This is a genomic window from Streptomyces sp. NPDC001351, from assembly GCF_042896045.1.
GTDB lineage: Bacteria > Actinomycetota > Actinomycetes > Streptomycetales > Streptomycetaceae > Streptomyces.
In genome coordinates, this window is sequence record NZ_JBIAWS010000004.1 from 737,773 (window position 1) to 761,489 (window position 23,717).

General features: G+C 71.6%; 19 protein-coding genes and 3 tRNA genes. 9 read left to right on the forward strand and 13 right to left on the reverse strand.

From position 1 onward, the window contains the following. Nucleotides 1-43 precede the first annotated feature (43 nt). From ACFY1U_RS18400 to ACFY1U_RS18425, 6 genes are all read right to left on the reverse strand, one after another. A complete protein-coding gene (locus tag ACFY1U_RS18400) occupies nucleotides 44-361 on the reverse strand; it encodes a hypothetical protein (RefSeq protein ID WP_390695122.1) in 318 nt (105 codons plus the stop codon). An 85-nt stretch (nucleotides 362-446) separates the two neighbouring features. Continuing rightward, entirely contained in the window at nucleotides 447-632 is a 186-nt protein-coding gene (locus ACFY1U_RS18405) for a DivIVA domain-containing protein (RefSeq protein WP_266957321.1), read from the reverse strand. A gap of 64 nt (nucleotides 633-696) precedes the next feature. Further along, nucleotides 697-770: transfer RNA gene (locus ACFY1U_RS18410), tRNA-Phe, on the reverse strand. A gap of 170 nt (nucleotides 771-940) precedes the next feature. Then, nucleotides 941-1,014: transfer RNA gene (locus tag ACFY1U_RS18415), tRNA-Phe, on the reverse strand. A gap of 24 nt (nucleotides 1,015-1,038) precedes the next feature. After that, nucleotides 1,039-1,113, reverse strand: a tRNA-Asp gene (locus ACFY1U_RS18420). A gap of 157 nt (nucleotides 1,114-1,270) precedes the next feature. Beyond that, a complete protein-coding gene (locus ACFY1U_RS18425; RefSeq protein WP_390695123.1) occupies nucleotides 1,271-2,263 on the reverse strand; it encodes a ScbA/BarX family gamma-butyrolactone biosynthesis protein in 993 nt (330 codons plus the stop codon). A gap of 184 nt (nucleotides 2,264-2,447) precedes the next feature. On the opposite strand from ACFY1U_RS18425, the gene ACFY1U_RS18430 reads away from it, so the two are divergent. Then, nucleotides 2,448-3,134, forward strand: a complete 687-nt coding sequence (locus tag ACFY1U_RS18430) for an HAD family hydrolase (RefSeq protein WP_390695124.1) — start codon at nucleotides 2,448-2,450, stop codon at nucleotides 3,132-3,134. A gap of 234 nt (nucleotides 3,135-3,368) precedes the next feature. Continuing rightward, nucleotides 3,369-4,025 carry a ScbR family autoregulator-binding transcription factor gene (locus ACFY1U_RS18435; protein WP_390695125.1) on the forward strand — a complete coding sequence of 219 codons (657 nt, stop codon included), beginning with the start codon at nucleotides 3,369-3,371 and terminating at the stop codon, nucleotides 4,023-4,025. Between the two features lie 9 nt (nucleotides 4,026-4,034). Here the strand turns inward: ACFY1U_RS18435 and ACFY1U_RS18440 are convergent, their stop codons facing one another. Beyond that, nucleotides 4,035-4,844 (reverse strand): SDR family NAD(P)-dependent oxidoreductase, encoded by an 810-nt coding sequence (locus tag ACFY1U_RS18440; RefSeq protein WP_390695126.1) that lies wholly within the window; start codon nucleotides 4,842-4,844, stop codon nucleotides 4,035-4,037. Between the two features lie 83 nt (nucleotides 4,845-4,927). After that, a complete protein-coding gene (locus ACFY1U_RS18445) occupies nucleotides 4,928-5,581 on the reverse strand; it encodes a ScbR family autoregulator-binding transcription factor (protein WP_390695127.1) in 654 nt (217 codons plus the stop codon). Between the two features lie 274 nt (nucleotides 5,582-5,855). Here ACFY1U_RS18445 and ACFY1U_RS18450 point away from each other — a divergent pair, with 274 nt between their 5' ends. Both ACFY1U_RS18450 and ACFY1U_RS18455 read left to right on the forward strand, forming a co-directional pair. Then, nucleotides 5,856-6,395 carry a helix-turn-helix domain-containing protein gene (locus ACFY1U_RS18450; protein WP_390695128.1) on the forward strand — a complete coding sequence of 180 codons (540 nt, stop codon included), beginning with the start codon at nucleotides 5,856-5,858 and terminating at the stop codon, nucleotides 6,393-6,395. Between the two features lie 63 nt (nucleotides 6,396-6,458). Next, on the forward strand, nucleotides 6,459-7,190 hold the full coding sequence (locus ACFY1U_RS18455; RefSeq protein WP_390695129.1) for an LmbU family transcriptional regulator: 732 nt from the start codon (nucleotides 6,459-6,461) through the stop codon (nucleotides 7,188-7,190). Between the two features lie 197 nt (nucleotides 7,191-7,387). Here ACFY1U_RS18455 and ACFY1U_RS18460 read toward each other — a convergent pair whose 3' ends face one another. The 3 genes from ACFY1U_RS18460 to ACFY1U_RS18470 all read right to left on the reverse strand — a co-directional run bounded on the left by ACFY1U_RS18460 (nucleotide 7,388) and on the right by ACFY1U_RS18470 (nucleotide 9,886). Further along, entirely contained in the window at nucleotides 7,388-8,656 is a 1,269-nt protein-coding gene (locus ACFY1U_RS18460; RefSeq protein ID WP_390695130.1) for an NAD(P)/FAD-dependent oxidoreductase, read from the reverse strand. Beyond that, on the reverse strand, nucleotides 8,656-8,979 hold the full coding sequence (locus tag ACFY1U_RS18465) for a 2Fe-2S iron-sulfur cluster-binding protein (RefSeq protein ID WP_390695131.1): 324 nt from the start codon (nucleotides 8,977-8,979) through the stop codon (nucleotides 8,656-8,658). Before ACFY1U_RS18465 ends, ACFY1U_RS18460 begins: the two co-directional genes overlap by 1 nt. 91 nt (nucleotides 8,980-9,070) lie before the next feature. Continuing rightward, on the reverse strand, nucleotides 9,071-9,886 hold the full coding sequence (locus tag ACFY1U_RS18470; RefSeq protein ID WP_390695132.1) for a 4'-phosphopantetheinyl transferase family protein: 816 nt from the start codon (nucleotides 9,884-9,886) through the stop codon (nucleotides 9,071-9,073). Between the two features lie 254 nt (nucleotides 9,887-10,140). Between ACFY1U_RS18470 and ACFY1U_RS18475 the strand changes: the two genes are divergently transcribed. Then, complete coding sequence (locus ACFY1U_RS18475) at nucleotides 10,141-10,365, forward strand: hypothetical protein (RefSeq protein WP_390695133.1); 225 nt, start codon at nucleotides 10,141-10,143, stop codon at nucleotides 10,363-10,365. Between the two features lie 237 nt (nucleotides 10,366-10,602). Then, the gene (locus ACFY1U_RS18480) at nucleotides 10,603-13,566 is read left to right on the forward strand and encodes a BTAD domain-containing putative transcriptional regulator (RefSeq protein ID WP_390695134.1); all 2,964 of its coding nucleotides are present in this window, start codon (nucleotides 10,603-10,605) and stop codon (nucleotides 13,564-13,566) included. A 238-nt stretch (nucleotides 13,567-13,804) separates the two neighbouring features. Here the strand turns inward: ACFY1U_RS18480 and ACFY1U_RS18485 are convergent, their stop codons facing one another. Further along, nucleotides 13,805-16,096: a DPP IV N-terminal domain-containing protein gene (locus tag ACFY1U_RS18485; RefSeq protein WP_390695135.1), complete on the reverse strand. Its 2,292-nt coding sequence runs from the start codon at nucleotides 16,094-16,096 to the stop codon at nucleotides 13,805-13,807. Between the two features lie 309 nt (nucleotides 16,097-16,405). Here ACFY1U_RS18485 and ACFY1U_RS18490 point away from each other — a divergent pair, with 309 nt between their 5' ends. Next, on the forward strand, nucleotides 16,406-17,917 hold the full coding sequence (locus tag ACFY1U_RS18490) for a tryptophan 7-halogenase (RefSeq protein ID WP_390695136.1): 1,512 nt from the start codon (nucleotides 16,406-16,408) through the stop codon (nucleotides 17,915-17,917). Between the two features lie 18 nt (nucleotides 17,918-17,935). On the opposite strand, the gene ACFY1U_RS18495 is transcribed toward ACFY1U_RS18490, so the two are convergent. After that, the gene (locus ACFY1U_RS18495) at nucleotides 17,936-18,727 is read right to left on the reverse strand and encodes a BTAD domain-containing putative transcriptional regulator (protein ID WP_390695137.1); all 792 of its coding nucleotides are present in this window, start codon (nucleotides 18,725-18,727) and stop codon (nucleotides 17,936-17,938) included. Nucleotides 18,728-19,020: 293 nt separating this feature from the next. On the opposite strand from ACFY1U_RS18495, the gene ACFY1U_RS18500 reads away from it, so the two are divergent. Both ACFY1U_RS18500 and ACFY1U_RS18505 read left to right on the forward strand, forming a co-directional pair. Next, nucleotides 19,021-19,806 carry a thioesterase II family protein gene (locus ACFY1U_RS18500; RefSeq protein ID WP_390695138.1) on the forward strand — a complete coding sequence of 262 codons (786 nt, stop codon included), beginning with the start codon at nucleotides 19,021-19,023 and terminating at the stop codon, nucleotides 19,804-19,806. After that, nucleotides 19,803-23,648 (forward strand): SDR family NAD(P)-dependent oxidoreductase, encoded by a 3,846-nt coding sequence (locus ACFY1U_RS18505; RefSeq protein ID WP_390695139.1) that lies wholly within the window; start codon nucleotides 19,803-19,805, stop codon nucleotides 23,646-23,648. Before ACFY1U_RS18500 ends, ACFY1U_RS18505 begins: the two co-directional genes overlap by 4 nt. Nucleotides 23,649-23,717: the final 69 nt, after the last annotated feature.

The following is a 23,717-nucleotide window of genomic DNA, read 5'->3' on the forward strand; positions in this document are numbered from 1 at the left end:
ACGAATTGTCGTCCGGCGGCCCCGCGGGTGTGGCGGGTGCGGCTCAGCCGGTCCGCTGCCCCGGAGGCGGCGCGGGTGCGGGCGGCTGCTGCCGCAGGCCGCCGTCGCCCAGCGCGATGGACCTGGCGGTGTTGGAGACGGCCTTGATCCCCAGATAGGCGGTGGTCATGCTGCTCACCGCGGTGAAGGCGGCCGTGAGCACACCGACGATCACCGACTTGTCCCCGTCGAGCCGCCACCCCCCGAAGATCGCCACGCCCGCGATCGCGAGATTGCTGATCACCACGGCCAGCAGCCCGTACCGGGCCCGGTCCTTCTCCAGCTCGACATCCCGGATCGCCTTGGCCTCGTCCCGGCTCATCGTCCCCCGCCCCCCTTGGCCCTACGCCGACCAGGCAGAACGTAGCGCTACGGCGGTTCGCTGCCAAGCGGCCGGAGCGCCGTTCTCAGCCGGCCCGCAGTTCGGCGATTCGGGCGTCGACCTGCGCCCGGTCGTAGCCGCGGCGGGCGAGGTCGAAGGCGGGGGGTGCGGTGGGGGCCGTGCCGGCGCCGAGGAGCCGTAGATACTCGTCGACCTGGGCGCGGTCGTAGCCTCGCCGCACGATGTCGAAGCCCTGGAATCCGTCAGTCATCGCAGCCCTCCACGCCCGTACACATGACGAAAGCCCCGTCCGGGGACGGGGCTTTCATACCGTGTGGCTGGGGCCGGGGTCGAACCGGCGACCTATCGCTTTTCAGGCGATCGCTCGTACCAACTGAGCTACCCAGCCACGAGGCTTCCGGGGAAGCCTCAGCGGTCCTGACGGGATTTGCTGTACCCGATTGCGGCTGCGCCGCGGGCGCGGCCTCCACCTTGGCAGGGTCGTGGTGTGTGTGGAGGGAATAGGTGCAGGTGAAATGGTCAGGGCCCCTGTCCTGGTGGACGGGGGCCCTGGGGTTGTGGCTGGGGCCGGGGTCGAACCGGCGACCTATCGCTTTTCAGGCGATCGCTCGTACCAACTGAGCTACCCAGCCACGAGGCTTCCGGGGAAGCCTCAGCGGTCCTGACGGGATTTGAACCCGCGGCCTCCACCTTGACAGGGTGGCGAGCACTCCAAACTGCTCCACAGGACCTTGTGTTGTGCGAACCAGTGAACCTAGTGTCGCACACCGTTCTGCGTGTCCCCAGCGAGTTTCCGCCGCTGTCATCTGGTGACTGCGGGGGCCCTCGTCAGCTGGGGTGACGTCGCTGGAGCAGCGTATCAGAGGATGAGCGGTGCTCTGAAAACGATCAGTGTGGGGCGACCGGGCCGGAGACCGAGGAGGTGAACACCGTCTTGCCGTCCTGGCGGCCCGTCACCAGGAAGCCGGCCAGTCCGTCCGGCCGGCCGGGCAGGGGAGTGGCCTCGATCCAGCAGGGGCCGGCGAACTCGACATAGCGGTGGAACTCCGTGGACGCCTGCAGCGGGATCAGCGTGGCGGACGGTCCGAGCAGGGCGCAGCAGGCCTGGCGCACCGCCTCCATGAGCACCATGCCGGGGATGTGATCGCCGGCGTGGTCGAACATCACCGGGTGCCGGGTGTCGGGGGCGAGCAGCCAGCAGTGCGGCCGGTCGGTGGGCGCGAGCACCACCTCGCCCGGGAGGGTCCGGCCGACCTCGGCCGGGTCCATGCGGGCCGGGGGCTCCTGCGGCCCGGGGCCGGGTGAGGACGACAGCGCGTCCCCCCGCAGTCGCCGGTACGTCTCCGGCGTGAGGCAGGTGAAGCGAGAGGTACCCGTCGCAGCGGTGCGTCCGTCGCGCCGGATCGTCACCTCCAGGCGCCTCTTGACCGTCACGGCGTTCTTGCGGCCCTCGGTGGCGATCACGGCGTCCACGACGAAGTCGGTCGGCGTGGCCCCGATGCCGAGCTGCTCCGGTGCGGCCGTCCAGCTCAGGTCCCACAGTACGAAGTGCTGGCCGAGCAGGACTCCGAGTTCCGAGTGGGCCACGCACAGGCCCGCCTGGCGAATGGTTTCGGCTACCTGCAGAGGGTCGTGCCGCAGGCCGTCGGAGCTGTTGAAGTAGGTGTGCGCCCGGGGCCACTGCCCGGTGAGCGTGAAGTGCGTCTCGTCGATCCGCGTACAGCTGGTCAGGAAGACCTCAGCGACAGAGGCCCGGTGGACGTACTCCCGGGGCACCGTTGTGGTCAGCCGCGGCAGCTCGTCGAGCCGTTCTCCGGGAAGGTGTTCCTCCGGTCGGTCGATGTGGCGGTGCTCTGGCTCATGAACCGTCAGCACACTCATGGACCTCTCCCCCAAGGAGGCGAATGGATGCTCCAAAGATACGTACTCACCGGTTTTTTTCAAGGCTGGTGTGGACATCAATTGCGATGGATGATGCAGGAGTTGGGGCGCGATCGGGGTCACGGGGGGCGAAATGACCCACCGATGAAACCGCGTGCCTGGTTTATGTCACGCGGGAGCCCACATGACCCTCTGCCATCTGCGACTGGTCGCGGTGAACATCGACGGTGTGCTGCTCAACGACACGTTCAGCCCCGTGATCCACCGGTTCATCGTGAGCCGCGGCGGGCGGTACACGGCCGAGGTGGAACGTGCGGTGCTGTCCCGCCCCCGGCTGGAGGCGGCCGCGGCCACCGGGCTGGAGGGGACCCCGGAGGAACTGGCGCGGGCCTACTTCCGCGAGCGGGACGAGTACCTCCGGGAGCATCCGCTCCGAGTGCAGCCCGGCGCGGGCGCCCTGCTCGCCGTGCTGCGTGATCTCGGGGTCCGCGTGGTCTGCTACGGCGGGCTCGACCGCTCGCACTTCGACGCGCATCTCGAGGCGTACGCAGGGTTCTTCGACGATCCCGTGTACGTGTGCACCGATGCCGTCCGGCCGGGGATCCGGGAGATCGCGGAGGACGTCTTCGGGCTCCGCTGCGACGAGGCGCTGTTCATCGACGACGCGGCGAGCGTTGCGGAGGCGGCGCAGGCGCTCGGGGCCCCGTTCATCGGGTGCCCGACCGACTACGAGCACAGTTTCCAGGAGCAGCTGATGCGGCGGGCCGGCGTGCGCCATGTGGTCCCGTCGCTCGAGGCGATCGACGAAGGGCTGCTGCGGACCGTCGACGCCGAGGCCGCGGCCGCGGTCGCCGCGGTAGGCCGCCGCTGATCCGCACTCTGCCGCGCGCGTATCACCGTGCCGCCCGGGTCGAGCGCCGGAATCGGGCAGTCCGTGTTCCTTTGTGTTGAGCCGCGCCGTGTTCGATCGGTGCGGATCGACGCTTGGACCACAAATTGGACCACTCGGTCTCTTACGGCTTTCTCCCTGCCCGTATAAGGTACGTGCTTGGCGGTTTCTTTGTGCGACCGTCCCAGGCAAGTCCTCGACCTGAGGGGAGGTCCCATGGCGCAGCAGGAGCGTGCGATCCGGACCCGCGGGGTGATTCTGCAAGCGGCCGCCGAGGTGTTCGCCGAGCGCGGGTACGCCGCCACGACCGTCGCCGACATCCTCAAGGTCGCCGGAGTCACCAAGGGCGCCTTGTACTTCCACTTCGACTCGAAGCAGGCCCTGGCCAAGGGGGTCCTGGAGGTGCAGACGTCGCTGGACGTCCCCGCCCAGAGCTTCAAGCTCCAGGAGATGGTGGACACCGCCATGGTGGTGGCCCACCGGCTGTCGGACGATCCCGTGCTGCGCGCCGGTGCCAAGCTCTCGGAGGACCGGGACGGACGCAGCCACTACGGCAGCGCCTGGCCGGCCTGGATAGAGCTGCTCACCCGCTATCTGGTCGAGGCGCAGCAACGCAACGAGGTCCTCGCGCACGTGGTGCCGCGGGAGACCGCGGAGTTCGTCCTGACGTCCTTCCACGGCGCCCAGACCTACTCGCATCTCGAGAAGGACCTGGCGGACATCGAGCACCGGGTCTCCGTCCTCTTCCGGCACCTGCTGCCCTCGATCGCGGCCCCCGCGGTCCTGGCGAACCTGGACACGGCGGCGGACCGCGGGGCACGGGTGTACGCGCAGATCAGGAGCGAGGACCTCGAGGCGGCGCAGCCGGTCTGACCGGGCGGTTCACCAGGCGGTGGCTCCGCCGTCCACGGGCAGGGTCGCGCCGGTGACGAACGAGGCCGCGTCGCTGCACAGCCAGGCGGCGGCCTCGGCCACTTCCTCCGGGTCGGCGACGCGGGCCTGCGGTGCCGAGGCGAGGCTGCGCTCCCTGGCCCCGGCGTGGCGGGCGAACCAGTCGTCGGTCATTTCCGACCGGGTCAGACCGGGGGCGATGGCGTTGATGCGGATGCCGTCCTTCACGTACTCGACCGCGGCCGCCTTGGTCAGGCCGATGACGGCGTGTTTGGAGGCGATGTACGCGGCACCGGCCGACGTGGCCACCAGGCCGGCCGTACTGCTGGTGTTGATGATGGAGCCGCCGCCCGACGAGATCAGGGCGCTGATCTCATGGCGCATGCAGTTCCACACCCCGCGCACATTGGTGTTCATGACCTCGTCGTACGCCTCGTCCTCCATCAGATGAAGGGGCAGCGGGGCCACCACCGTGCCGGCGTTGTTGAAGGCCGCGTCCAGGCGGCCGTACGTGGTCGTCGCGTGTGCGACGGCGCGGGCGATCTCCGCGGAGTTCTGCACGTCCCCCACCGCATGGGAGGCCTGCCCCCCTGCGGCCCGGATCTCGTCCACGAGGTCCACCAGCTTCTTCTCCCTGCGGGCGACCAGCACCACGCAGGCTCCCCGCCGGGCGAACAGGCGTGCCGCTGCCTGGCCGATCCCGCTGCTGGCGCCCGTGATGAGGACGACCTTCCCCGCAAGGGACCGGTCCCCTGCGGATGTGCTCAGGGCAGGTCTCAGCGCAGCCTGCGCAGGTGTCATCGAACGTTCCCCCGTCTCCATGGCCTGGCCGACCTCGGCAACGTAACCGGCCAACTGTGCGAAGAAGACAGGGCAGTCAGTTTTTATTTTCCAAAATCTCCATAACTCGCCGTCGGACGGGATTCGCCGGCCGGCAGGTCGAGGGCGGCGAGCGCCTCCGTCGTGGCCAGGCGGGGGAGGACCAGGCGCCAGAAGCGGCTGAGCGAGGTGGAAGAGAGCCAGGCCGGGTCCGTACGGCCCAGGACCTCGAAGCCGGTGGTGGCCGCTGCGATGGAGGCGGCCGCGTCCTGCCGGGAGACGCCCTCGGCGAGGAGGTTGTCGTCGTCGGCCTCGGTGAGCAGGTGGCGGATGCACTCGAACCATTCGCCCCGCAGGTCGAGGCCCGGGTGATGCGAGCCCTCGCCGCAGCTGAGCCGGAAGCCCGCGCGGGCCACGACGTCCTGGTGGAGCCGGTCGGCCAGGGCGTGGGACGCGCCGACCAGCCGCTGCAGGGCGTTCGCTTCCGGCTGTCCGGCGCTGCCCGCCGCGCGGCGCAGGACCTCGGCCGCCGTCGTCTCCACGGTCGAGGCCAGGGCGTCCTTGTTGGGGAAGTGGAAGTGCAGGGCTCCGGTGCTGACCCCGGCGCTGGAGCTGATGTCCGCCAGCCTCGCCCGGGTGAACCCGTGCCTCTCGAACGCCTCGGCCGCCGAGCGGATGAGCAACTGGCGGGTGCGGGCGGCACGTTCCTGTTTCATCATCGGCTTCTCCCCGAGGCTGGATGCGGTGTAAAAGGTTAACAAACCAGCAAGGTGGTTTGTTGGAACTTTCTTCACTGAAGGTAGCCCTCCGTGCGCGTCCTGCTGTCAGTGTGTCAATGGTGGGCAGATTTAGGGGGATTTGCGCGAGGGTGGTTCTCCGGATGGTCTCGGCGGTCAGGCAAAATCCCGGCTCGGACGGGTGAAAAAAACCTGGGCACTGGTATGTTTATGAAGGTCCTGTGGCGGAGTGGCCTGCCGAAGAGACGGGGTTCGGATGATCACGCAAGAAGGACAGACCCACAACAAGTCGCTGAACAGGGAAGTGCAGCTGTTGCGCTGGCCCGCCCAGCAGGACCTGCGCGAGGAGTGCAGGTCCCGTGGCGTGCCTCGGATTCTGGTGGTCGAGGCGGGCCTGCAGGCGCCGGTCTGCGACGACATCTACGAGGACTGGGTCCGTACGCCGGTCCCCTCCCACGACCTCAAGGCGCGTGCCGACGCGCTGGCGTACCGCTACCGGCGCTTCCGCTCGCCCCAGCTCGACGAGAACGGCGTGCTGTGGTTCGCCTCCCAGTCGGTGACGCTCTCGCCCACCCAGGCCGAGCTGCTGTCGCTGCTGGTGTCCCGCTTCGGCCAGGTCGTCCCGCGTGAGGTGCTCAGGTTCGAGGCCGGCCACGGTGCGGAGCCGATGACCCGCAACGCCCTCGACCTGCACATGATGCGCGTCCGGCAGCGGATCAACGCGCTGGGCCTCACCGTCCGCACCGTATGGGGCCGGGGCTATGTCCTCGACGTCCAGGCCGAGATGGCGTCCTGACACCCGCCCGTACAGCGAACCGAGACGACCGAGACAGACGACGAACAGACCGGGGGAACGTACGTGAGCTCGAACCATGGCGCCGAAGGCCCCACGACGGCCCTGCCCCAGCCCACTCCGTGGCTGACCAGGACTCCGCCGCCGCACCGCGGGATGCGCAAACCGCGCAACGACCAGGTGCTGACGACCAGGGTCGGCCTGCAGATACCGGACGTGCTCTCGTTCGACGAGTGGGAGCGTGCCGGACGCCAGCTGGCGGGTGTGGTGGACTCGTCCTCGTGGTGGCTGGGCGACTGGCTGACCTACGGCAAGGACCACTACTCCGACCGCTATCTGCAGGGCATCCGCAGTGCCGGGCTGCGCTACCAGACACTGCGCAACTACGCCTGGGTGGCCCGTCGGTTCGACATGACCAGGCGGCGCGCGCGGCTGACCTTCCAGCACCACGCCGAGGTGGCCTCCCTGCCCACCGAGGAGCAGGACCGATGGCTCCTCAGGGCCGAGGAACTGTCCTGGACGACCAAGCAACTGCGCAACGCGCTGCGGGAAGCCAGGGGTGGCGAGCCCACGGCGGCGTCCGACGCCGTCCCCTTCCGTCAGCTGGCCGTCGCGCGGGAGCGGTACCAGCGCTGGAACAAGGCCGCCGAGCAGAGCGGTGTCGAGGTCGCCGAGTGGGTGCTCACCACCCTGGACTCGGCCGCCGAGCAGGTCATCGAGGACACCGACGAGCCGACGGCCGCCGTCGAAGGGGCGGTACCGGCCGAGGAGTTGCCGCCCGCGGCCGCGGTCTCCTAGGCGGACACGGGACGTCGCGCACGCACCGGCATGGCGCGTGCGCGACGGTGGTCGCGGAGGCACGGTACCGATCGGGTACCGCTTCGTCCGCGACGCCGGCCGGGTGGCCCGATCGGGGCCCGCCCTGCCGGGGCGTGGGGTGCGAGAGCCAGGCCGGTGGGCAGCGGCTCTCGCCGGGGCGGGGCAGGTGGGGCCCCTCATGCAGGTGTCGGTACGAGGCGGCCCGTACGGGCCTTGAGATGCCCCTTGAGGGTGAAGTCCGCCGCGGCCGCCTCCCAGCGGACGAGCGGGATGCCGCCCGCCAGCAGCCGGCGCGCCGCCATGTGGTCCGCGGGCCGGCCGACGGACTCGACGGCGATCAGCCGGTCGTCGCGGAACAGCAGCACGGAGAAGGAGCCGGAATCCGGCTCGCCCAGGACCAGTTCGGCGTCGTGGCCGTGGCCGAGCCCCGCGATCTGCAGGGTCGTCGAGAACTGGGTGCTCCAGAACCAGGGCAGGTCCTCGTAGGTCCTCGTGGTGCCGGTGAGCCGGTCGGCGACCAGGCGGGCCTGGTCGACGGCGTTCTGCACCGACTCGATGCGCAGCGGCGCGGCGGCGCGCGGGTGCGGGAACACCGCGCAGTCGCCGATCGCCGAGATGCGCGGGTCGCCGGTGAGCAGCCGGGAGTCCACGACGATCCCGCCGGCGACCTCGAGTCCGGCGGTCTCGGCCAGTTCCGTGCACGGCACGGCCCCGACACCGGCCAGTACGAGGTCGGCGGGCAGCCGGTGGCCGTCGGTGAGTTCCACCGCGGCCACCCGTCCGGTGCTCTCCGCGTGGAAGCGGGTGATCCCCTGCCCGAAGAGCAGCCGGTTGCCGTGCCGTTCGTGCAGGCGGGCGAAGTGCTCGGCGGTCGCGGCCGAGGCGACCCGGGCGAGGGGGCGGCCCATGGCCTCGACCACGGTCACGCGATGCCCCAGCTCCTGTGCCGCGGCGGCGAACTCGAGACCCACGAAGCCCGCGCCGGCGACGACCACGTGTTCGGCCCCGGCGAGCTGCGCCTTGAGCGCCCGGGCGTCCGCCAGGGAGCGCAGGGTGTGCACCCCGCGCAGCCCGGCGCCGGGAACCGGCAGGGCCCTGGCCCGGGAGCCGGTCGCCAGGACCAGGTGGTCGTAGCGGTGGACGCTTCCGTCGGCGAGGCGGACCGTCCGCGCGGCCCGGTCGAGGCCGACGGCGCTGCCGGTGACCCGCTCGATGGAGTTGCGCGTATAGAACGTCTCCGGCCGCAGCCACAGTCCGCTCTCGTCGGCCGTTCCCTTCAGATAGGCCTTGGACAGCGGCGGGCGTTCGTACGGCAGGAGCCCCTCGTCGCCGACGAGGGTGAGCGGGCCTTCGTGACCGCGCTCGCGCAGGAACGCGGCGGTCTGGTGGCCGGCCTGTCCCGCGCCGACGACGACGATCCGGGCGGACATCGGGTGGGTACCCATCAGCCCTGCCGTTCCGGGAGGAGGACCCGCAGGCCGTCGAGGTCCTCGCCGACCTTGATCTGGCAGCTGAGGCGGCTGCCCGGCTCCCGCGGGCACGCCGTGAACTCCAGCATCTCGTCCTCCTCGGCGCTCACCGGGTCCAGCCTGGCGGCGGCGTCCTCGTCGACGTACACATGGCAGCTGGCGCACTGGGTGTAGCCGCCGCACTGGCCGACGATGCCGTCGACGTCGTTGGACAGGGCGCCGCGCATGACGGTGGTGCCCACGGGGAGGTCGAGTGTCTGCTCGCTCCGGTCGGCGGCCACGTAGGTGATCTTGGGCATCGGGTTCTCCTCGAGGGGCGTTGAGGCTTCAAGGGCTGAGGCAGGGGCGGGCCCCGGTGGCCGATCGTTGCCGACCCTCTTAACTTCCTGGCTAGCGCGGGGAGTTAACGAGCAGCTCAGCGGTGGTTTCGGGCAGCAGTTCCGTGCCGCTGTGCACGGTCGGCCGGACCGAACGGACGTCGAGGGCGGCCACGGCCGCGTGATAGCCCTCGTCCAGCTCCACGTCGGCGATCGCCGGAACCGGGCGGCCGGGCCGGGGACCGTGCCATCCGAGAAGGGCGGGCCGCTCGCCGGGCCCGGAGAGCGTGAAGTCCGTCATGGGGGTGTCGAGCCCTTCTCCGGTGGCCTTCAGCACGGCCTCCTTGCGCACCCAGTAGGTCAGACAGGCGCGGGTGCGGTGCTGTGCGGGCAGCCGCTCGACGGCGGCCCGTTCGGCGGCCGTGAGGACCAGCTCGTACTCGGGCGGCAGGCCGGGGCCGTGCCAGGGCTCGTAGCGTTCGACGTCCAGGCCCAGTGGGGTGTCCAGGGCGAGAGCCACCGCCACGAGCCGGCCCGAGTGGGAGATGGACAGCTGCCATCCCTCGGCGAGACCGACCGCCTGCGGTTTGCCGTGCGGGCCGCCGCACCCCGGGCACCGCGTGCGCAGCCGGATCGCCCGGGGGCCGGTGCCCAGGAGACGGGCCAGCGCCGTCTTGGCGAGCACCCGCCCGGTGACGAAGCGGGCCAGGTCGAGCTCGTGGGCGAAGGACGAGGTGCGAAGCAGCTCGGTGCCGTCGAGCAGATGGAACCAGGACGACGGCCGGGGCAGCGGGGGCAGGGACCAGATACGGCACTCGGCGACCGGCCGCGGCGCACCGGTGCCGGCGGCGGACACGGGCGTGGCCGTGGGCGCTGGAAACGGTGTCATGGGTTTTCACCTCCGTACGGCGGCAGTGCTTCTGCCGCCCTACCGAGTCTTCGTTTCGCCGAGCCGCTCCAGTAGCCGGAAATCCTCCGCTCTTCGGGGGGTGGAAAACCTCCGCGCGCCGTCGTTATCGCCGCGCCCGGCGGGCGAAGCTGATCCGATAACGGCCCGAAAAGACCGGTCTTTAAGTTTTCTGTCAGCCGCAAGGAAGCGCAGCTCAGAACCCCTGAGCGCCACACAGACAGGAAACGAAGACAATGACGAAGAAGCTGAATGCCGCTGTCAAGTCCCTCGCCCTCGCGCTCACCGCCGGCGCGACCCTCGTGGTGGCCGCTCCCGCGGTGGCCATGGCCGTCGGGGCGCCGGTGGAGGCCGTGACCTCGGTGCTGGCCGACCCGATCGGGTGGGGCACGTCGCACTCCGCCCCCGCCGGCGGCACGGTCGTGTCGGCCGGGTCCCAGGGCGACCCCATCGGCTGGTAGAACGTTTCCCCCACCTGCCTTACCCTCCGCTCCGACGCGCTCGCCGAATTAAGGGCCGATATCATAGGGCCGCGGCTCGAGTCACGCTTTGCCGGAGCGTTCGAGAATTAACCGATCAGCACCGCACGGAAGTTGATTGCGTATGCCGCCAGTGCATCGCACTAGGGACCATCTCGTCAGGTGACCTACATTGGTTGTCGTCCGTGAAAAACAGGACTTCGACAAGGGGGAGCCGGAGTGGGCGCACACGTCAGCTTCAAGGTCTTGGGGCCCCTGGCGGTGACCGCGGGGGAGACGACCGTCCCGATCGGCGGCGGCCGTCAACGGACCATCCTCGCACTGCTGTTGCTCACGCCCGGCCGTGTCGTCCCCGTGGACACCATGGTGGACGCCGTCTGGAACAGCAATCCGCCGCCCACCGCGCGAACCCAGGTCGCTATCTGTGTCGCGGCGCTGCGCAAGCTCTTCAAGGCCGCGGACGTCACCGACGACGTCATCGTCACCGCGCATCCGGGATACGTGCTGCACACCGCGGGGTCCCGGTTCGACTCCGTCGACTTCGCCGATCTCGTCCGGGAGGCCGAACAGGCCGCCAAAAACGGAGAGTTGCCCCAGGCGGCGCAGCTCTACACGCAGGCGCTGCAGCTGTGGCGCGGACCCGCCTTCGCCGGGGTGTACGGGCAGCTGATCGAGGACGAGGCGGCCCGCCTGGAGGAACACCGCCTCAACGCCTACGACGACTCCACCCTCGTACGCCTGGAACTCGGCCAGCACCAGGAGCTCATCCCGGAACTGGCCGCCATGGTGCGCGAGCACCAGCTGCGCGAACGCACCCGGCACCATCTGATGCTCGCCCAGTACCGCTCGGGCCGTCGCGCCGACGCGATGGAGACCTACCGGGAGGCCCGCGAGCACTTCATCGAGGAACTCGGCATCGAGCCGGGGCCCGACCTCAACGAACTGCACGACGCGATCCTGCGCGACGACCCGGCCCTGGCGGCCGCGGCGTCGCCCGAGTCGCACCGGCCGGCACCGGTCGCGCCTGCCGTCCCGTCCGAACTGCCGCCCGAGGTACCGGCCTTCACCGGCCGTACCGAGGAACTCGCCGCTCTTCAGAGCCTGCTGAGCGACGACGCCCAGGGCCAGGCCACCACCACGGTCGGTCTGATCACCGGCGCCGCCGGCATCGGTAAGAGCGGTCTCGCCATACGCTGGGCCTTCCGCGCCGCCGAGCACTTCCCCGGCGGCCAGCTCTTCGCCGACCTGTGCGGCTACGACGAACACCGGGAACCCGTCCGGGCCCACGAGATACTCAGCCGGTTCCTGCGCTCCCTCGGAGTGCCCGGCGAGCAGGTCCCCGACGATCTGGAGGAGCGCGTCGCGCTCTACCGCAGTCTGCTCGCGGACCGCCGCGTCCTCATCGTCCTCGACAACGCCCGCACCTACGCGCAGGTCCGTCCGCTGCTGCCCGGCAGTGGTCACTGCTGTGTCCTGGTGACCAGCCGGGACCAGATGGAGGAACTCGTCGCCCGGCCTTCCCGGGCCCGGGTGCACCTGGGCCTGCTCTCCGAGGACGAGGGCATCGAACTGCTCACCGCGATCGTCGGCAAGGCCAGGATCGCGCCCGCCCGCGCGGACGCCGCCCGTCTGGTCGAGCTGTGCGACCGGCTGCCGCTGGCGCTGAGGATCGCCGCGGCGCGGCTCGCCTCCAAGCCGCACTGGACGGTGCGCTACCTGGTGAACCGGCTGACGGATGAGCGGCGCAGGCTGGACGAGCTCAGCCAGGGCGAGTCGCGGGTGCGGGCCAGCCTCGCGCTCAGCTACCGCTATCTGGACGAGGAGCCGGCGCGGCTGCTGCGCAGGCTCGGGCTGCTGGACGTACCGGACTTCACGGCCTGGGCCGCCGCCGCGGTGCTCAACAAGGAGGTCCTCGACGCGGAGCGGATCGTCGAGGACCTCGTCGACGCCCAGTTCCTGGAAGTCGTCAGCGTGGACGCCACCGGACAGCTGCGGTACCGCTTCCACACGCTCGTGCGCCTCTACGCGGCCGAGCGCGCCCGGCAGGAGGAGACGGAACCGGACCGGCTCGCCGCGACCACCCGGTTCCTGCGCACCTTCCTGACCATCGCGGAGGAGGCCGACCGGCGTGAGCACGGCGGCCATGGCACCGGGGTGCACAGCACCGTCCAGCGCAGGCGGATCGACTCCTTCCTCATGGACGAGCTGCTCACCGTCCCCCTGGCGTGGTACGAGGCGGAGCGGCTGGCGCTGGTGGCCTCGGTGCGGCAGGCCGCCAGAGCGGGCGAGGCCGAACTGGCCTGGGACCTGACGGTGTGTGCGTCGGCCTTCTTCGGCACCCGCAGCTACACCGAGGACTGGCGGGCCTGCTGCGAGGTGGCCCTGGAGGCGGCCCGTGCCGTGGGCGATCTGCGCGGTCAGGGGGCGATGCTGTTCGGTCTGGGGGCCCTGGAGCTGATCTACAGCCGGCTGGAGAGCGCCGCCTCGTATCTCGAGAAGGCACTGCACTTCTACACGGAGGCCGGGGAGGACCACGGGCGGGCGATGGCCCTGCGCTCGCTCGGCCAGGGCGACCGTATGCGTGGCGACTCGGACAGCGCGGTGGCGCGGTTCACTGAGGCGCTGCCCCTGTTCCGGCAGGTGGGCAACCGAACCGGTGAGGTGCACACCCTGCACAACATGGCGGAGAGCGAACTCGACCGGGGGAACGTGGACTCGGCGCTCACGTTCGCTCTGAGCGCCGTGCAGCTGGAGGAGAGCAATGGGCCCGACACCCGCAATCTGGCCCAGGCGCTGTACCGGCTGGGGCTGGTCCGGCTCGCCGAGGGGGAGCTGGCGGCGGCCGAGGAGTCGTTCCTGCGGGCGGTGCGGATCGTCAAGGAGAAGGCGGACATGATCGGCCTCGCCTACGCACTGCTGGGACTGGGGGAGACCCGCCTCGCCCAGGGGGACACACAGCTGGCCGAGGCGACGCTGACGGACGCGCTGGAGATCGCGGACGACTGCCGCAGCCGGCTGGTGGCCGGCCGGGTCGGTCTGGTCCTCGGCGAGGTGAACCGACGGCTGGGGCGCAACGAGGCGGCCCGTGCGATTCTGCGCACCGCGCGGGAGAGCTTTGCCGCCGTGGGGGCGGCGGGGTGGGAGCGGCGGGCCGAGGAGGCGCTGGGGGCGGTGGTCGGCTAGGACGGCCGGCTCGTCCCTGCCGGGGGCTGCCGCGAAATGCCCCTGAGGGCTGGCGCCCCCGGACCCCGCTTCGGCCTGAACGGCCTCGTCCTCAAACGCCGGACGGGCTGAAAGGACGAACCCCGGACGGGTGGGGATGAAGGACGCCGGGCGGGCCGAAGGGCGAAAGCAGCAGGTGCCCGTGGCCGGAGGTGAGTCCGGGCACGGGCACCTGGGTGCTGCGGGGTGTGGCGGCGGGTCAGCCGAAGAGGTCGGCCAGGGCCTCCATGTCGACCGGGACCGGCGGGAGGCGGAAGCCCGTGGGGGGTTCGGCGCCGAGGAGGTTGCGGACCAGGAAGTCCCAGCGGCGCTGGGTGACGTAGTGCTCGTAGCCGAAGTAGATGTGGTCGGCGTCGGGGACGAGGAGCAGGTCGAAGTCCTTGCCGTGGGCGATCAGGCGCTCGGCGAGCCGCAGCGTCACCTGCGGGGGCACCCGGTCGTCGAGGCCGCCGTGGACGAGCAGCAGCTTGCCCTGGAGGCGGTCCGCGTGCTCGGCGTTGGACAGCTGGGCGTAGGTCGCCGCGTCGAACGGCCCGTGGTAGGCCTCGCCGAGGACCGGCTCCAGGTACCGGAAGTCGTGCATGCCGGACTCGGCGACGCCCACCTTGAAGACGTCCGGGTACTTCAGCAGCGCGCGCACGGCGGCGTATCCGCCCGAGGACATGCCGGTGACGCCCACCCGGTCCAGGTCCATCCACGGCCGGGTGGTGGCCAGTTCGCGCAGCGCCGCGACGTGGTCGCCGAGGCCGCAGGCGTCGCCCAGGTTGCCGTAGGAGGCGTCGTGGAAGGCCTTGTCGCGGCCGGGGGAGCCCTGGCCGTCCACGGCGATGACGACGAATCCGAGGGCGGCGAGCGCCTCCGCGTCGTAGCCGTAGTGACCGGGGTCGAAGGAGGGGCTCACACGGGGCGCCGTGGGCAGGCCGTACGGGGTGTCGACGACCGGGTAGCGCTCGGCGGGGTCGAAGCCGTGCGGGAGGTACAGCAGCCCGTGGATGTCGGTCGTGCCGTCGGCCGAGCGGACCTTGAACCGCTCGGGCGCCTGCCAGCCGGTCTCCAGGAGACGGGAGATGTCGGCTTCTTCGAGCTCGACCAGCACCTTGCCCGCCCAGTCCCGCACCGTGATCACCGGTGCGGTGCCGGTGGTGGAGGCGGAGTCGATGAAGTACTCGGCGTTCGGCGCGAGGGTGACGACATGGTCGAGACCGTCGTCGGTGAGCCGGACGAAACCCGAACCGTCCAGGTTCGCCGCACACACCGTGCGCCGGTACGGGTCCTCCTTCACCAGACCGGCGACGGTGAAGTAGACGACCCGCTCGTCCTCGTCGAGGTGCAGGATCTCCTGCACCGACCAGGTTCCGGACGTCACCGGGACGATCAGCTCGCCGGAGTGCGCGGCGTGCAGGTACAGATGGCCCTGGCCGTCGCGCTGGGAGTACCAGAGCACCTCCTTGCCGCCGGTCAGGACCCTGACCGCGGGCGGCTGCAGCTGCTGCTGTGCGGGCTCCACCCGGGTCCGGCCGGACTCCGTCAGGACGACGCTCACCTCGCCGGAGGCCGGGTCGAGCCGGTGCAGGCTCAGGGTGCGGGCGTCACGGCTGCGGCTGAGGTAGTAGGCGGCCGAGCCGTCCGCGGCCCACCAGGCCCACTTCTGGAAGATCGGCGACATCGTCGACATGCCCACCGGCTCGCCCTGCGCTCGGGTGACTGTGCCGGTCTCGATGTCGATCACGACGAACTCGGCCCTCGGTATGTGCTCGTCGCCGGCGACCGCGTAGCGCGGGGAGAGCAAGGAGGGTTCCTGGCCGTCGGCGGGGGCCGCGCGCAGCAGGTGCGTGCGCCGCACGCCCCGCTGGTCCGTGCGGTGGGTCAGCAGCCGGGTGCCGTCCGGCGACCAGGCCACGGCGGGCGGCAGATGGGGCAGCCCGATCTTGCCGAGCAGGGTGGAGTACATGAGGTAGTCCGGGTTGGCGGCGTAGTCCCGGTCCTCGGTGCCGTCGGAGGTGAGCGCCCAGTCGCGGGTGCCGTCCAGTGTGCGGACGCGCAGGTCGTGCCCGGCGCGGTACACCGCGTGCCGGCCGTCCGGGGAGACCACCTCCAGCGGGTTGCCCGGCGCCTGTCCCGCGGTCCGCTCGCAGGTGTAGTCGGCCAGGCGGCACCGCCAGTGCTCGCCGAACGCGTCGAACTCCACTTCCCCGTCACCGGGCTGGATCACGGGGAAGGGCAGCGCGGCCGCGTCCACGCTCTGCCCCGACGCCTGTGCCAGCGCCCGCGCCAGCCGCTCGTGGTCGAAGGCGTCCTGCCGGGTGCCTGCCTTCACGTCGACGAGGACGAACCGCTTCCCCCTGCCCGTGGAGACGGAGTACAAGAAGCGCGCGCCGCCCTCGAGCCAGCGCGGGGTGACCCGGTCGCCGAGGACGAGTTCCTTGCGGTGGTGCCGCAGCAGCCGCTCTGCCGTCTGATAGGCCCGCACATCGAGTTGGGTGCCGTGCATCGGTGAGCCCTTTCGTTGGGGTAATTCGCCCGTGAGCCGCAGAAGAATCGCAGAAGGCGGAGGAGGGGGCGTCTCATCATCGCCACTTCACCCTTTTCTTGGCCAGCCCGGGCGATGGGTGCCGGTGTTGTCCTGTCGCCGGGACAGAACACGGTGGACGGCATCTCCTGAACCCCCGTACCTGGTCAGAGAAACCATGGAAGTCGGCCCGGATATAGAGGTCGTATAGATCCGGCTGCGAGAGTGGCCGGGCGGGACGGAAAGAGACCGGACAGGTTCACAAGTGAACACAGGAATTGAGGTGCTGGCGTGAGTGCGCGGAACCCGGACAATGTCGTGATCGTCGGTGGCGGAGTCGCAGGCTGGATGGCCGCCTCGTATCTGAAAGCCGCCTTCGGCGACCGGGTCTCGGTCACCCTCCTCGACCCCGGCGCGGCCGAGGCCGTGGAGGAGGACGAGGCGAGCCTGGGGGATCTGGGGCGCTTCTTCGAGGTCCTCGGCCTCGCGGAGGAGGACTGGATGGCGGCCTGCGAGGCCACGTACAAACTGGCCGTCCGCTTCCAGGACTTCAGCCGCCCCGACCACTACTTCTACCTCCCCTTCGAGGGAGCCCGGGAGGCCGGCGGGTTCCCGCTGACCGAGTGGTGGTTGCACAACGGTCCGAGCGGACGCTTCGACCGGGACTGCTTCGTCGCCGCGTGGCTGTGCGACGCCGGGCGCAGCCCGCGTGCGTCCCACTCGGCCCTGCCCGGTACCGCGCCGGCGACGGGTCCCTACGGCTATCACTTCAAGGGCGAGGCGCTGGCCGGGTACCTCGCCGGTTACGCGGTGGAGCGTGGCGTACGCCGCCTGACGGACGAGGTCGTGGACGTGCGGCTGGATGCGCGCGGCTGGATCGACCACGTGGTGACCGCGCGGCACGGGGCCGTCCACGGAGACCTGTTCGTGGACTGCACCGGCACGGCGGGGCTGCTGCTGCGCCAGGCGCTCAAGGTCCCCTGGCTGTCGTACCGGAACTCGCTGCCCGGCGACGCCGTGGTCGCGCTCGATGTGCCCGCGGACATGAAGGCACACGGCATCCCGCCCTACACGACCGTCACCGCGCAGGCGGCGGGCTGGATACGGACCGTTCCGCTGCGCAGCCGGATCGGCACCGGTTACGTGTACGCCCAGGAGTACTGCACGCCCGAGGAGGCCGAACGCACGCTGCGCGAGTTCGCCGGGCCGGAGGCGGCCGGCACCGAGGCCGTCCACGCTCCGCTGGCCACCGGGCGCAGCCTGACGGCGTGGCGGCACAACTGCGTCGCCGTCGCGGGGGCCGCCGGGCGGGTGGAGCCGCTGCAGACGACGCAGGTGTCCTTCACCCACCACGCGCTGGAACAACTGGTGCGGCACTTCCCGGGCGCCGACTGGCACCCGCGGCTGAGGGAGGGCTACAACACGGCCGTCGCCCAGGAGCTGGACGGTGCCCGGGAGTTCCTCACCCTCCTCTACCAGGGCACGGCGCGCGACCACACGCAGTACTGGCGGGACGCCAAGACCCGGCCGGTGCCGGACGGGCTGGCCGAGCGCATCGAGCACTGGCGGGTGCGGCTGCCCGGGGCCGAGCACCTGCCGCCGTACCAGCAGGGGGTGCCCGCGCACGCGTACGCCACCGTGCTGCTCGGCACGGGGGCCATCGAGGTGCGGCCCCCGACCGCCGTGGTCCTCGCCGACGACGCGGTCGCGCGCGCGGAGTTCGCGGCGGTGCGGCGGACGGCACAAGGGCTGGTCGAGACGCTGCCCACCCAGTACGACTATCTGAGGCGGATCAGTGCCTGACCCGGGCTCCTGGGGCCTTCAGGCCGGATCCCGGCGCCGCTCGGCGGGGGCTTCGTCAGGGGCGGGGGGCGCGTAGAGGCGAGGGTCGGCGGTGAGGACGGCGTGGTGGACGCCGCGCAGCAGCGGGCCGGGTTCGACGCCGATCTCACGGGCGAGCAACTGCCTGCCCCGGTCGTAGACGGCCAGCGCCTCGCCCTGCCGGTCGCAGCGGTAGAGCGCCGTCATCAGCTGGGCGCGGAAACGTTCATGCAGGGGGTGCCGGGTGACCAGCCGGGTCAGCTCGGGCAGCAGCCGCGGATGCCGGCCCAGCGCGAGGTCGGCCTCGATCCGGCCGGCCAGGGCGGTGGTGCGGGCCTCCTCCAGCGGCGGTCCCTCGGCGGCGGCCAGCTGCTCACAGACGCCCGCGAGCGCGGGCCCGCGCCACAGGACGAGCGCGGCCCGCAGCAGGTCGGAGGCCTCCTGGTACTTCCCGTCGGCGAGCGCGGCCTTGCCCCGGCCGGCCAGCTCCCGGAACTGAAGGACGTCGACGCGGGCGGCCTCGGTGTGCATCTCGTAGCCGTGCGCGCGGCGGGCGATGCGGGCCTCGGGGCCGAGCGCGCGGCGCACCCGGGAGACGTGGTTGTAGAGCTGCGCGGTGAGGGTGGCGGGCGGCCGGTCGCCCCACAGGAACCAGCTGAGCCCGGTGTCGGCGACGACCGATCCCTCGGCCAGCAGCAGGGCCGCCAGCACGGTGCGCTGCTTCGCCCCGTCCAGCACGATGTCCGTCGCGCCGTCCCGTACCCGTACGGGACCCAGAATGCCGTATTCCATCGAAACCCCTGTCCTCAGAACTGTACGGGAGTTGGTCGGAGTTCTCTTATAGGGCTGTCCTGTCGCCAGGACAGCACCTGCCGTGGCCGGAACCCAACTGTTCCGTGCGGTACTTGAAGTTGCTTGACTCCGGCGCCGCGCAGGGCGGAAGGTATGGGTCGTCATACGGGGGTGGATTCCAGGAATGTCTGCGTGTTTTCCGCGGACCGGTCTTCCAGGTCGACTTCCCGTACAGCCGGTTCCCGTATAGCCGGTTTCCCGTACAAGAAAACCGTGCGAGGAGTAACCCGCAGATGATTCCTTTGGAAATCCAGGAACTGGCCCCCGAAAGCCCGTACATATGGCGCGCCAAACGGCCGGGAGTCACCCGGCGGCTGATCTGTTTCCCGCACGCGGGGGCCGGCGCGGCCGCCTATGCCGACTGGGCCGCGCTGCTGCCGGCCGACACGGAGCTGGTCGCCGTGCAGCTGCCGGGGCGGCAGAACCGGATCGCCGAGGACCCGTTCACCGAGGTCGGCCCGCTCGTGAACGTGCTCACCCATGCGCTGCGACCCGTCTTCGACCTGCCGTTCGCGTTCTTCGGGCACTCCGGGGGCGCCACGCTCGCCTTCGAACTGGCCCGCGCGCTGCGCGACCGCGGTGCGCGGGGGCCCGAGCAGCTGTTCCTGTCCGCGCAGCCCGCACCGGGCGCCTCCGCGGTACGGCAGCTGCACCAGCTGTCCGACGAGGACTTCTACGCCGAGATCCTCGCGCTGGGCGGAGTCGACGAGGAACTCGTCGAGGACGAGGACGCCATGGAGGCCATGCTCTGGGTCCTGCGGGCCGACTTCACGCTCTGGGAGCGGCACCGCCTGGAGCCGGGCACCCCGCTCGACATCCCGATCACCGCGCTGTGCGGCGACGCGGACCCGCGGGCACCGCGCGCCGAGGTCACGCGGTGGCGGGAGCAGACCACCGGCGCGTTCACCGCCGAGTTCTACCCCGGCGGCCACTTCTACTTCATCGAGGACCCCGCCCCGGTGGTCTCCCTCATCGTCGGCCGGATGCCCGCCCCCGCGGCGGCCGGGAGGACCGCATGAGCGCCGTGGACCCGCTGAACCAGGACGTGCTGCGGTCCCTGACCGAGGCGGTCGGGGCCGTACCCGGCGTCCACGACGTGGCCGCCGTCGCCCGCAAGGGCGTACGGGCGGCCGCACGACCGCGCCCGGCCCCGACCGAGCAGGCCGCCGCGCCCGCCGCGGAGTGTCCGTTCGCCCAGGCGGGCCTGCCCGCGGCCGACCTGTACGGCGGCGACGTGCACCTGCCCGGCGACGCTCCCCGCACGCTGCAGGAGGGGCTGCGCCGTGCCGCCGAACAGGCCGCCGACAAGGGCACGGTGTACATCACCGAGGGCAACGACGACGTCCTGCAGACCTACGCCGAGCTGCTCGACGAGGCCCAGCACGTGCTCGGCGGGCTGCGCGCCGCGGGCCTTCGGCCCGGGGACGCCGCCCTGTTCGTCTTCGGCTCCAACCGCGGCTATCTCACCGCCTTCTGGGCCTGTGTGCTCGGCGGGTTCGTGCCGACCCCGGTGGCCGTGGCCACGACGTACACATCGGAGAACGAGGCCAACCGCAAGCTGCGTGGCGCCTGGCAGCTGCTCGACCGGCCGGTCCTGGTCACCGACGCGGCCACCGAGACCGCCCTGGCCGGGGTGCGGGCGCTGTGGGACGAGCCGGACGTGCGCATCCTGACCGTCGAGGAACTCGCCCGGCACGAGGCCGACATCGCGTGGTTCCCTGCGGCCCCCGACTCGCCGGTGCTGAACCTGCTCACCTCGGGCAGCACCGGGGTGCCCAAGTGCGTGCAGCACACCAACTCCAGCGTGGTGTCCCGGACCTACGCCGTCATCGGGCACTGCGGCCTGACCGCCGAGGACATCAGCCTCATCTGGATGCCGTTCGACCACGTCACGGTCGTCTACTACAACGTGCGTGACGTGTTCCTGCAGTGCCTGCACGTCAACGCCAAGATCGACCACTTCCTGTCCGACCCGCTGCTGTGGCTCGACTGGGCCGACCGCTACCGCGTCACCAACACCTGGGCGCCCAACTTCGCCATGGCGCTGGTGAGCGAGCGGGCCGCGGAGATAGCCGCACGCTCCTGGGACCTGTCCCGCCTGCGGGACGTCGTCAACGCCGGCGAGCCGGTGGTCGCGGCGACCAGCAGGCGGTTTCTGGAACTCCTCGCTCCGCACGGGCTGCCCGCCGACGCGATGGTCCCCTGCTGGGGCATGTCCGAGACCTGCTCGGGCGTCACCTACACCCGCCAGAGCCGCGAGGACCACACCGCGGGCACCGTCGCCATCGACCCGGCCTCGCTCGGTGGCACCATCCGCCACCTCGACCCCGCGGACCAGGACGCCGTCGTCCTGACCCGGGTCGGCCGCCCGATCCCCGGGGTGCGTCTGCGCGTCGTCGACGACGCCGGGCGGGTCCTGCCCGAGGGCCGCATGGGCGAGCTGCGCATCACCGGACCCACGATCATGGCCGGCTACTTCCGCAACGAGGAGGCCAACCGGGAGGGGTTCGACGAGCAGGGCTGGTTCCGCACCGGGGACCTGGCCTTCGTCCATGACGGCGAGGTCGTCATCGCGGGCCGCAAGAAGGACCAGATCATCGTCCGCGGCACCAACTACATGGCGCACGAGCTGGAGAGCGTCGTCGAGCGCGTCGACGGCGTACGGGTCACCTTCTCGGCGGCGGTCGGCGTGCGCGAGCCCGGTGCCTCGACCGACCAGCTGGTCGTGTTCTACGTACCGAAGAGCTGGGACGCCGCCGCGCTGGCCCGCACCGGCGAACAGGTGCGCGCCGTCCTCGTCCGCGAGTCGGGGGTCGCACCGGACCTGATCGTCCCGGTCACCGAGGCGGAGTTCCCGAAGACCGCGAACGGCAAGATCCAACGGCCCGCGCTGGTCGCCCGGTTCAAGGCCGGCGCCTTCGCCGACCGGGTGTCCGCCCCCGCGGACGACGAGGAGCCGCAGGAGGACACCTGGCTCTTCGCACGGCAGTGGGCGCGGCTCGACGAGCCCGAGCCGGGGACCGGGGCCGCTCAGGCGCGCCCGGCGGGGGCCCCCGGGGTGTGCCTGGTGCTCGCCGCCGACGAGGACGCCGACCGCCTCGGCATCGACGTGACGGCTGTCACCGCCCGCAGGGGCGAGGAGTTCACCGAGCAGTCGCCGTACCGCTTCCGCGTCCCGGCGGCGGACCGCGGGGCACTGCGTCGCCTGCTGTCGACCGTGACCGCCCTGCACGGCGGCCTCGCCTCCGTCGTGTTCGCGCTGCCGCTGTCGCTCACGGGCGAGCCCGAGGAGCGACTGGCCACCGCCACCGCGGAGCTGACCGCGCTCGTCGCGGCGCTCGCCGACGGCGAGTTCGGCCGGCCGCAGCTGCTCGTGGTCACCCGGGGCGCCGTGCGCGTCCACGACGGAGACCGGATCGACCTGGGTGTCTGCGCCCTGACCGGCCTGGTGCGCACCGCCGTCGGCGAGGCCGCTCCGCTGCCCGTGCGCCTGCTCGACCTGCCGGCCGACACCGCCGGCTGGGCGCCCGCCCTGCGCGCCGAACTCGGCGACCCCGGCCGTACGGGCATCGTCGCCGCACGCGCCGAGGGGCGCCTGCAGCCGAGGCTCGCCCCCGTGGTCCGGGAGAACGCGGGGCTCACCGGCCCGCCGGTGACCGCGGGCGGGCTCTACCTGGTCACGGGCGGACTCGGCGGCATCGCCCACGACATCGCCGCCTGTCTGATCGCTTCGTACGGCGTCCGCCTGCTGCTGGTGGGCCGCTCACCCGCCGACGGCGCCAGGGCCGCCCGGCTCGCCGAACTGCGCGCGCTCGGGCCGGCCGGCTCCGTCGTCTACGAGCAGGTGGACGTCGCCGACGCGGACGCGCTGGAGAAGGCGATCGGGGCGGCGGAGGAGCGCTGGGGCCGGCCACTGGACGGCGTTCTGCACCTGGCGGCCGCCGACCCGACCGGGCAGTGGGCCGACCTGGAGCGGCACACCATCGCCCGCGAGAGCGCCGAGACCTACGCGGAGCAGTACCGTGCCAAGGTCACCGGGACGCTGGCCATAGCCCGGGCCCTGGAGACCCGGCCGCAGGCGTCGCTCGTGCTGTTCGGCTCGGTCAACGGCGAGTTCGGCGGCCACTCCTTCGGCGCCTACTCCGCCGCCAACAGCTTCCTGACCGGCTTCACCGACCACTGGCACCACGAGCGCCGGCGGCCGGTGCACTGTCTGGCCTGGTCCCTGTGGACCGGGGTCGGCATGAACCGCGGCCAGTCGACGGCCGCGGCCGAGAACCGCGGCTTCCGGGCGATCGACCCGGAGACCGGCCTCAGGCTGTTCCTCGACGCGCTGGCCCTGCCCGACCCGTACCTGGTCATCGGCCTCGACGCGGACAACCCGCACATCGTCGAGGAACTCGCCGCCCGGCAGCTGCGGGTCAGCGAGCTCCTGATCGCCTACGTCGCCGAGGACGGCGCCGGCGACGACGTCCGCACCGCCGTCGCCGCGTGCGCGACGGACTGCCCGGTGCCCGTGCGCGTCGCCGAGGTGCCCCGCATCCCGCGGGACCCCTTCGGCGCCGTGGACACGGCCCAACTGCTGCGGGACACGGCGCCCCGCAGGCCGGGCCGCCGCCACAGCCCGCCCGAGACCGAACTGGAGATCCGGCTCGCCCACGTCTGGGCCGAGGCCCTGGGCCGCGCACAGGTGGGCCGGGACGAGTCCTTCTTCGAGCTCGGCGGCAACTCGCTGCGGGCCACCCGGCTGCTCGCGCTGACCGACCGGAAGCTCGGCGTCCGGGTCAGCACGCAGGAGCTCTACGAGAACCCGACCGTGGCGGGCATGGCCGTGACGATCGACCGGCACCGCGTCGGCTGACCGGCGGTCCGCCACCACAGGCTCACCGCACACCACGTCTGCGCAGGACGACTGACCGAGGAGTAGACC

Excerpts from the sequence above, each read along its gene's own strand:
- ACFY1U_RS18445 (WP_390695127.1), bottom strand. The coding sequence starts at position 5,581 with ATGATGAAACAGGAACGTGCCGCCCGCACCCGCCAGTTGCTCATCCGC.
- ACFY1U_RS18500 (WP_390695138.1), top strand. The coding sequence starts at position 19,021 with ATGATTCCTTTGGAAATCCAGGAACTGGCCCCCGAAAGCCCGTACATA.
- ACFY1U_RS18495 (WP_390695137.1), bottom strand. The coding sequence starts at position 18,727 with ATGGAATACGGCATTCTGGGTCCCGTACGGGTACGGGACGGCGCGACG.
- ACFY1U_RS18460 (WP_390695130.1), bottom strand. The coding sequence starts at position 8,656 with ATGGGTACCCACCCGATGTCCGCCCGGATCGTCGTCGTCGGCGCGGGA.
- ACFY1U_RS18450 (WP_390695128.1), top strand. The coding sequence starts at position 5,856 with ATGATCACGCAAGAAGGACAGACCCACAACAAGTCGCTGAACAGGGAA.
- ACFY1U_RS18435 (WP_390695125.1), top strand. The coding sequence starts at position 3,369 with ATGGCGCAGCAGGAGCGTGCGATCCGGACCCGCGGGGTGATTCTGCAA.
- ACFY1U_RS18405 (WP_266957321.1), bottom strand. The coding sequence starts at position 632 with ATGACTGACGGATTCCAGGGCTTCGACATCGTGCGGCGAGGCTACGAC.
- ACFY1U_RS18475 (WP_390695133.1), top strand. The coding sequence starts at position 10,141 with ATGACGAAGAAGCTGAATGCCGCTGTCAAGTCCCTCGCCCTCGCGCTC.
- ACFY1U_RS18430 (WP_390695124.1), top strand. The coding sequence starts at position 2,448 with ATGACCCTCTGCCATCTGCGACTGGTCGCGGTGAACATCGACGGTGTG.
- ACFY1U_RS18485 (WP_390695135.1), bottom strand. The coding sequence starts at position 16,096 with ATGCACGGCACCCAACTCGATGTGCGGGCCTATCAGACGGCAGAGCGG.
- ACFY1U_RS18400 (WP_390695122.1), bottom strand. The coding sequence starts at position 361 with ATGAGCCGGGACGAGGCCAAGGCGATCCGGGATGTCGAGCTGGAGAAG.
- ACFY1U_RS18465 (WP_390695131.1), bottom strand. The coding sequence starts at position 8,979 with ATGCCCAAGATCACCTACGTGGCCGCCGACCGGAGCGAGCAGACACTC.
- ACFY1U_RS18425 (WP_390695123.1), bottom strand. The coding sequence starts at position 2,263 with ATGAGTGTGCTGACGGTTCATGAGCCAGAGCACCGCCACATCGACCGA.
- ACFY1U_RS18470 (WP_390695132.1), bottom strand. The coding sequence starts at position 9,886 with ATGACACCGTTTCCAGCGCCCACGGCCACGCCCGTGTCCGCCGCCGGC.
- ACFY1U_RS18505 (WP_390695139.1), top strand. The coding sequence starts at position 19,803 with ATGAGCGCCGTGGACCCGCTGAACCAGGACGTGCTGCGGTCCCTGACC.
- ACFY1U_RS18440 (WP_390695126.1), bottom strand. The coding sequence starts at position 4,844 with ATGACACCTGCGCAGGCTGCGCTGAGACCTGCCCTGAGCACATCCGCA.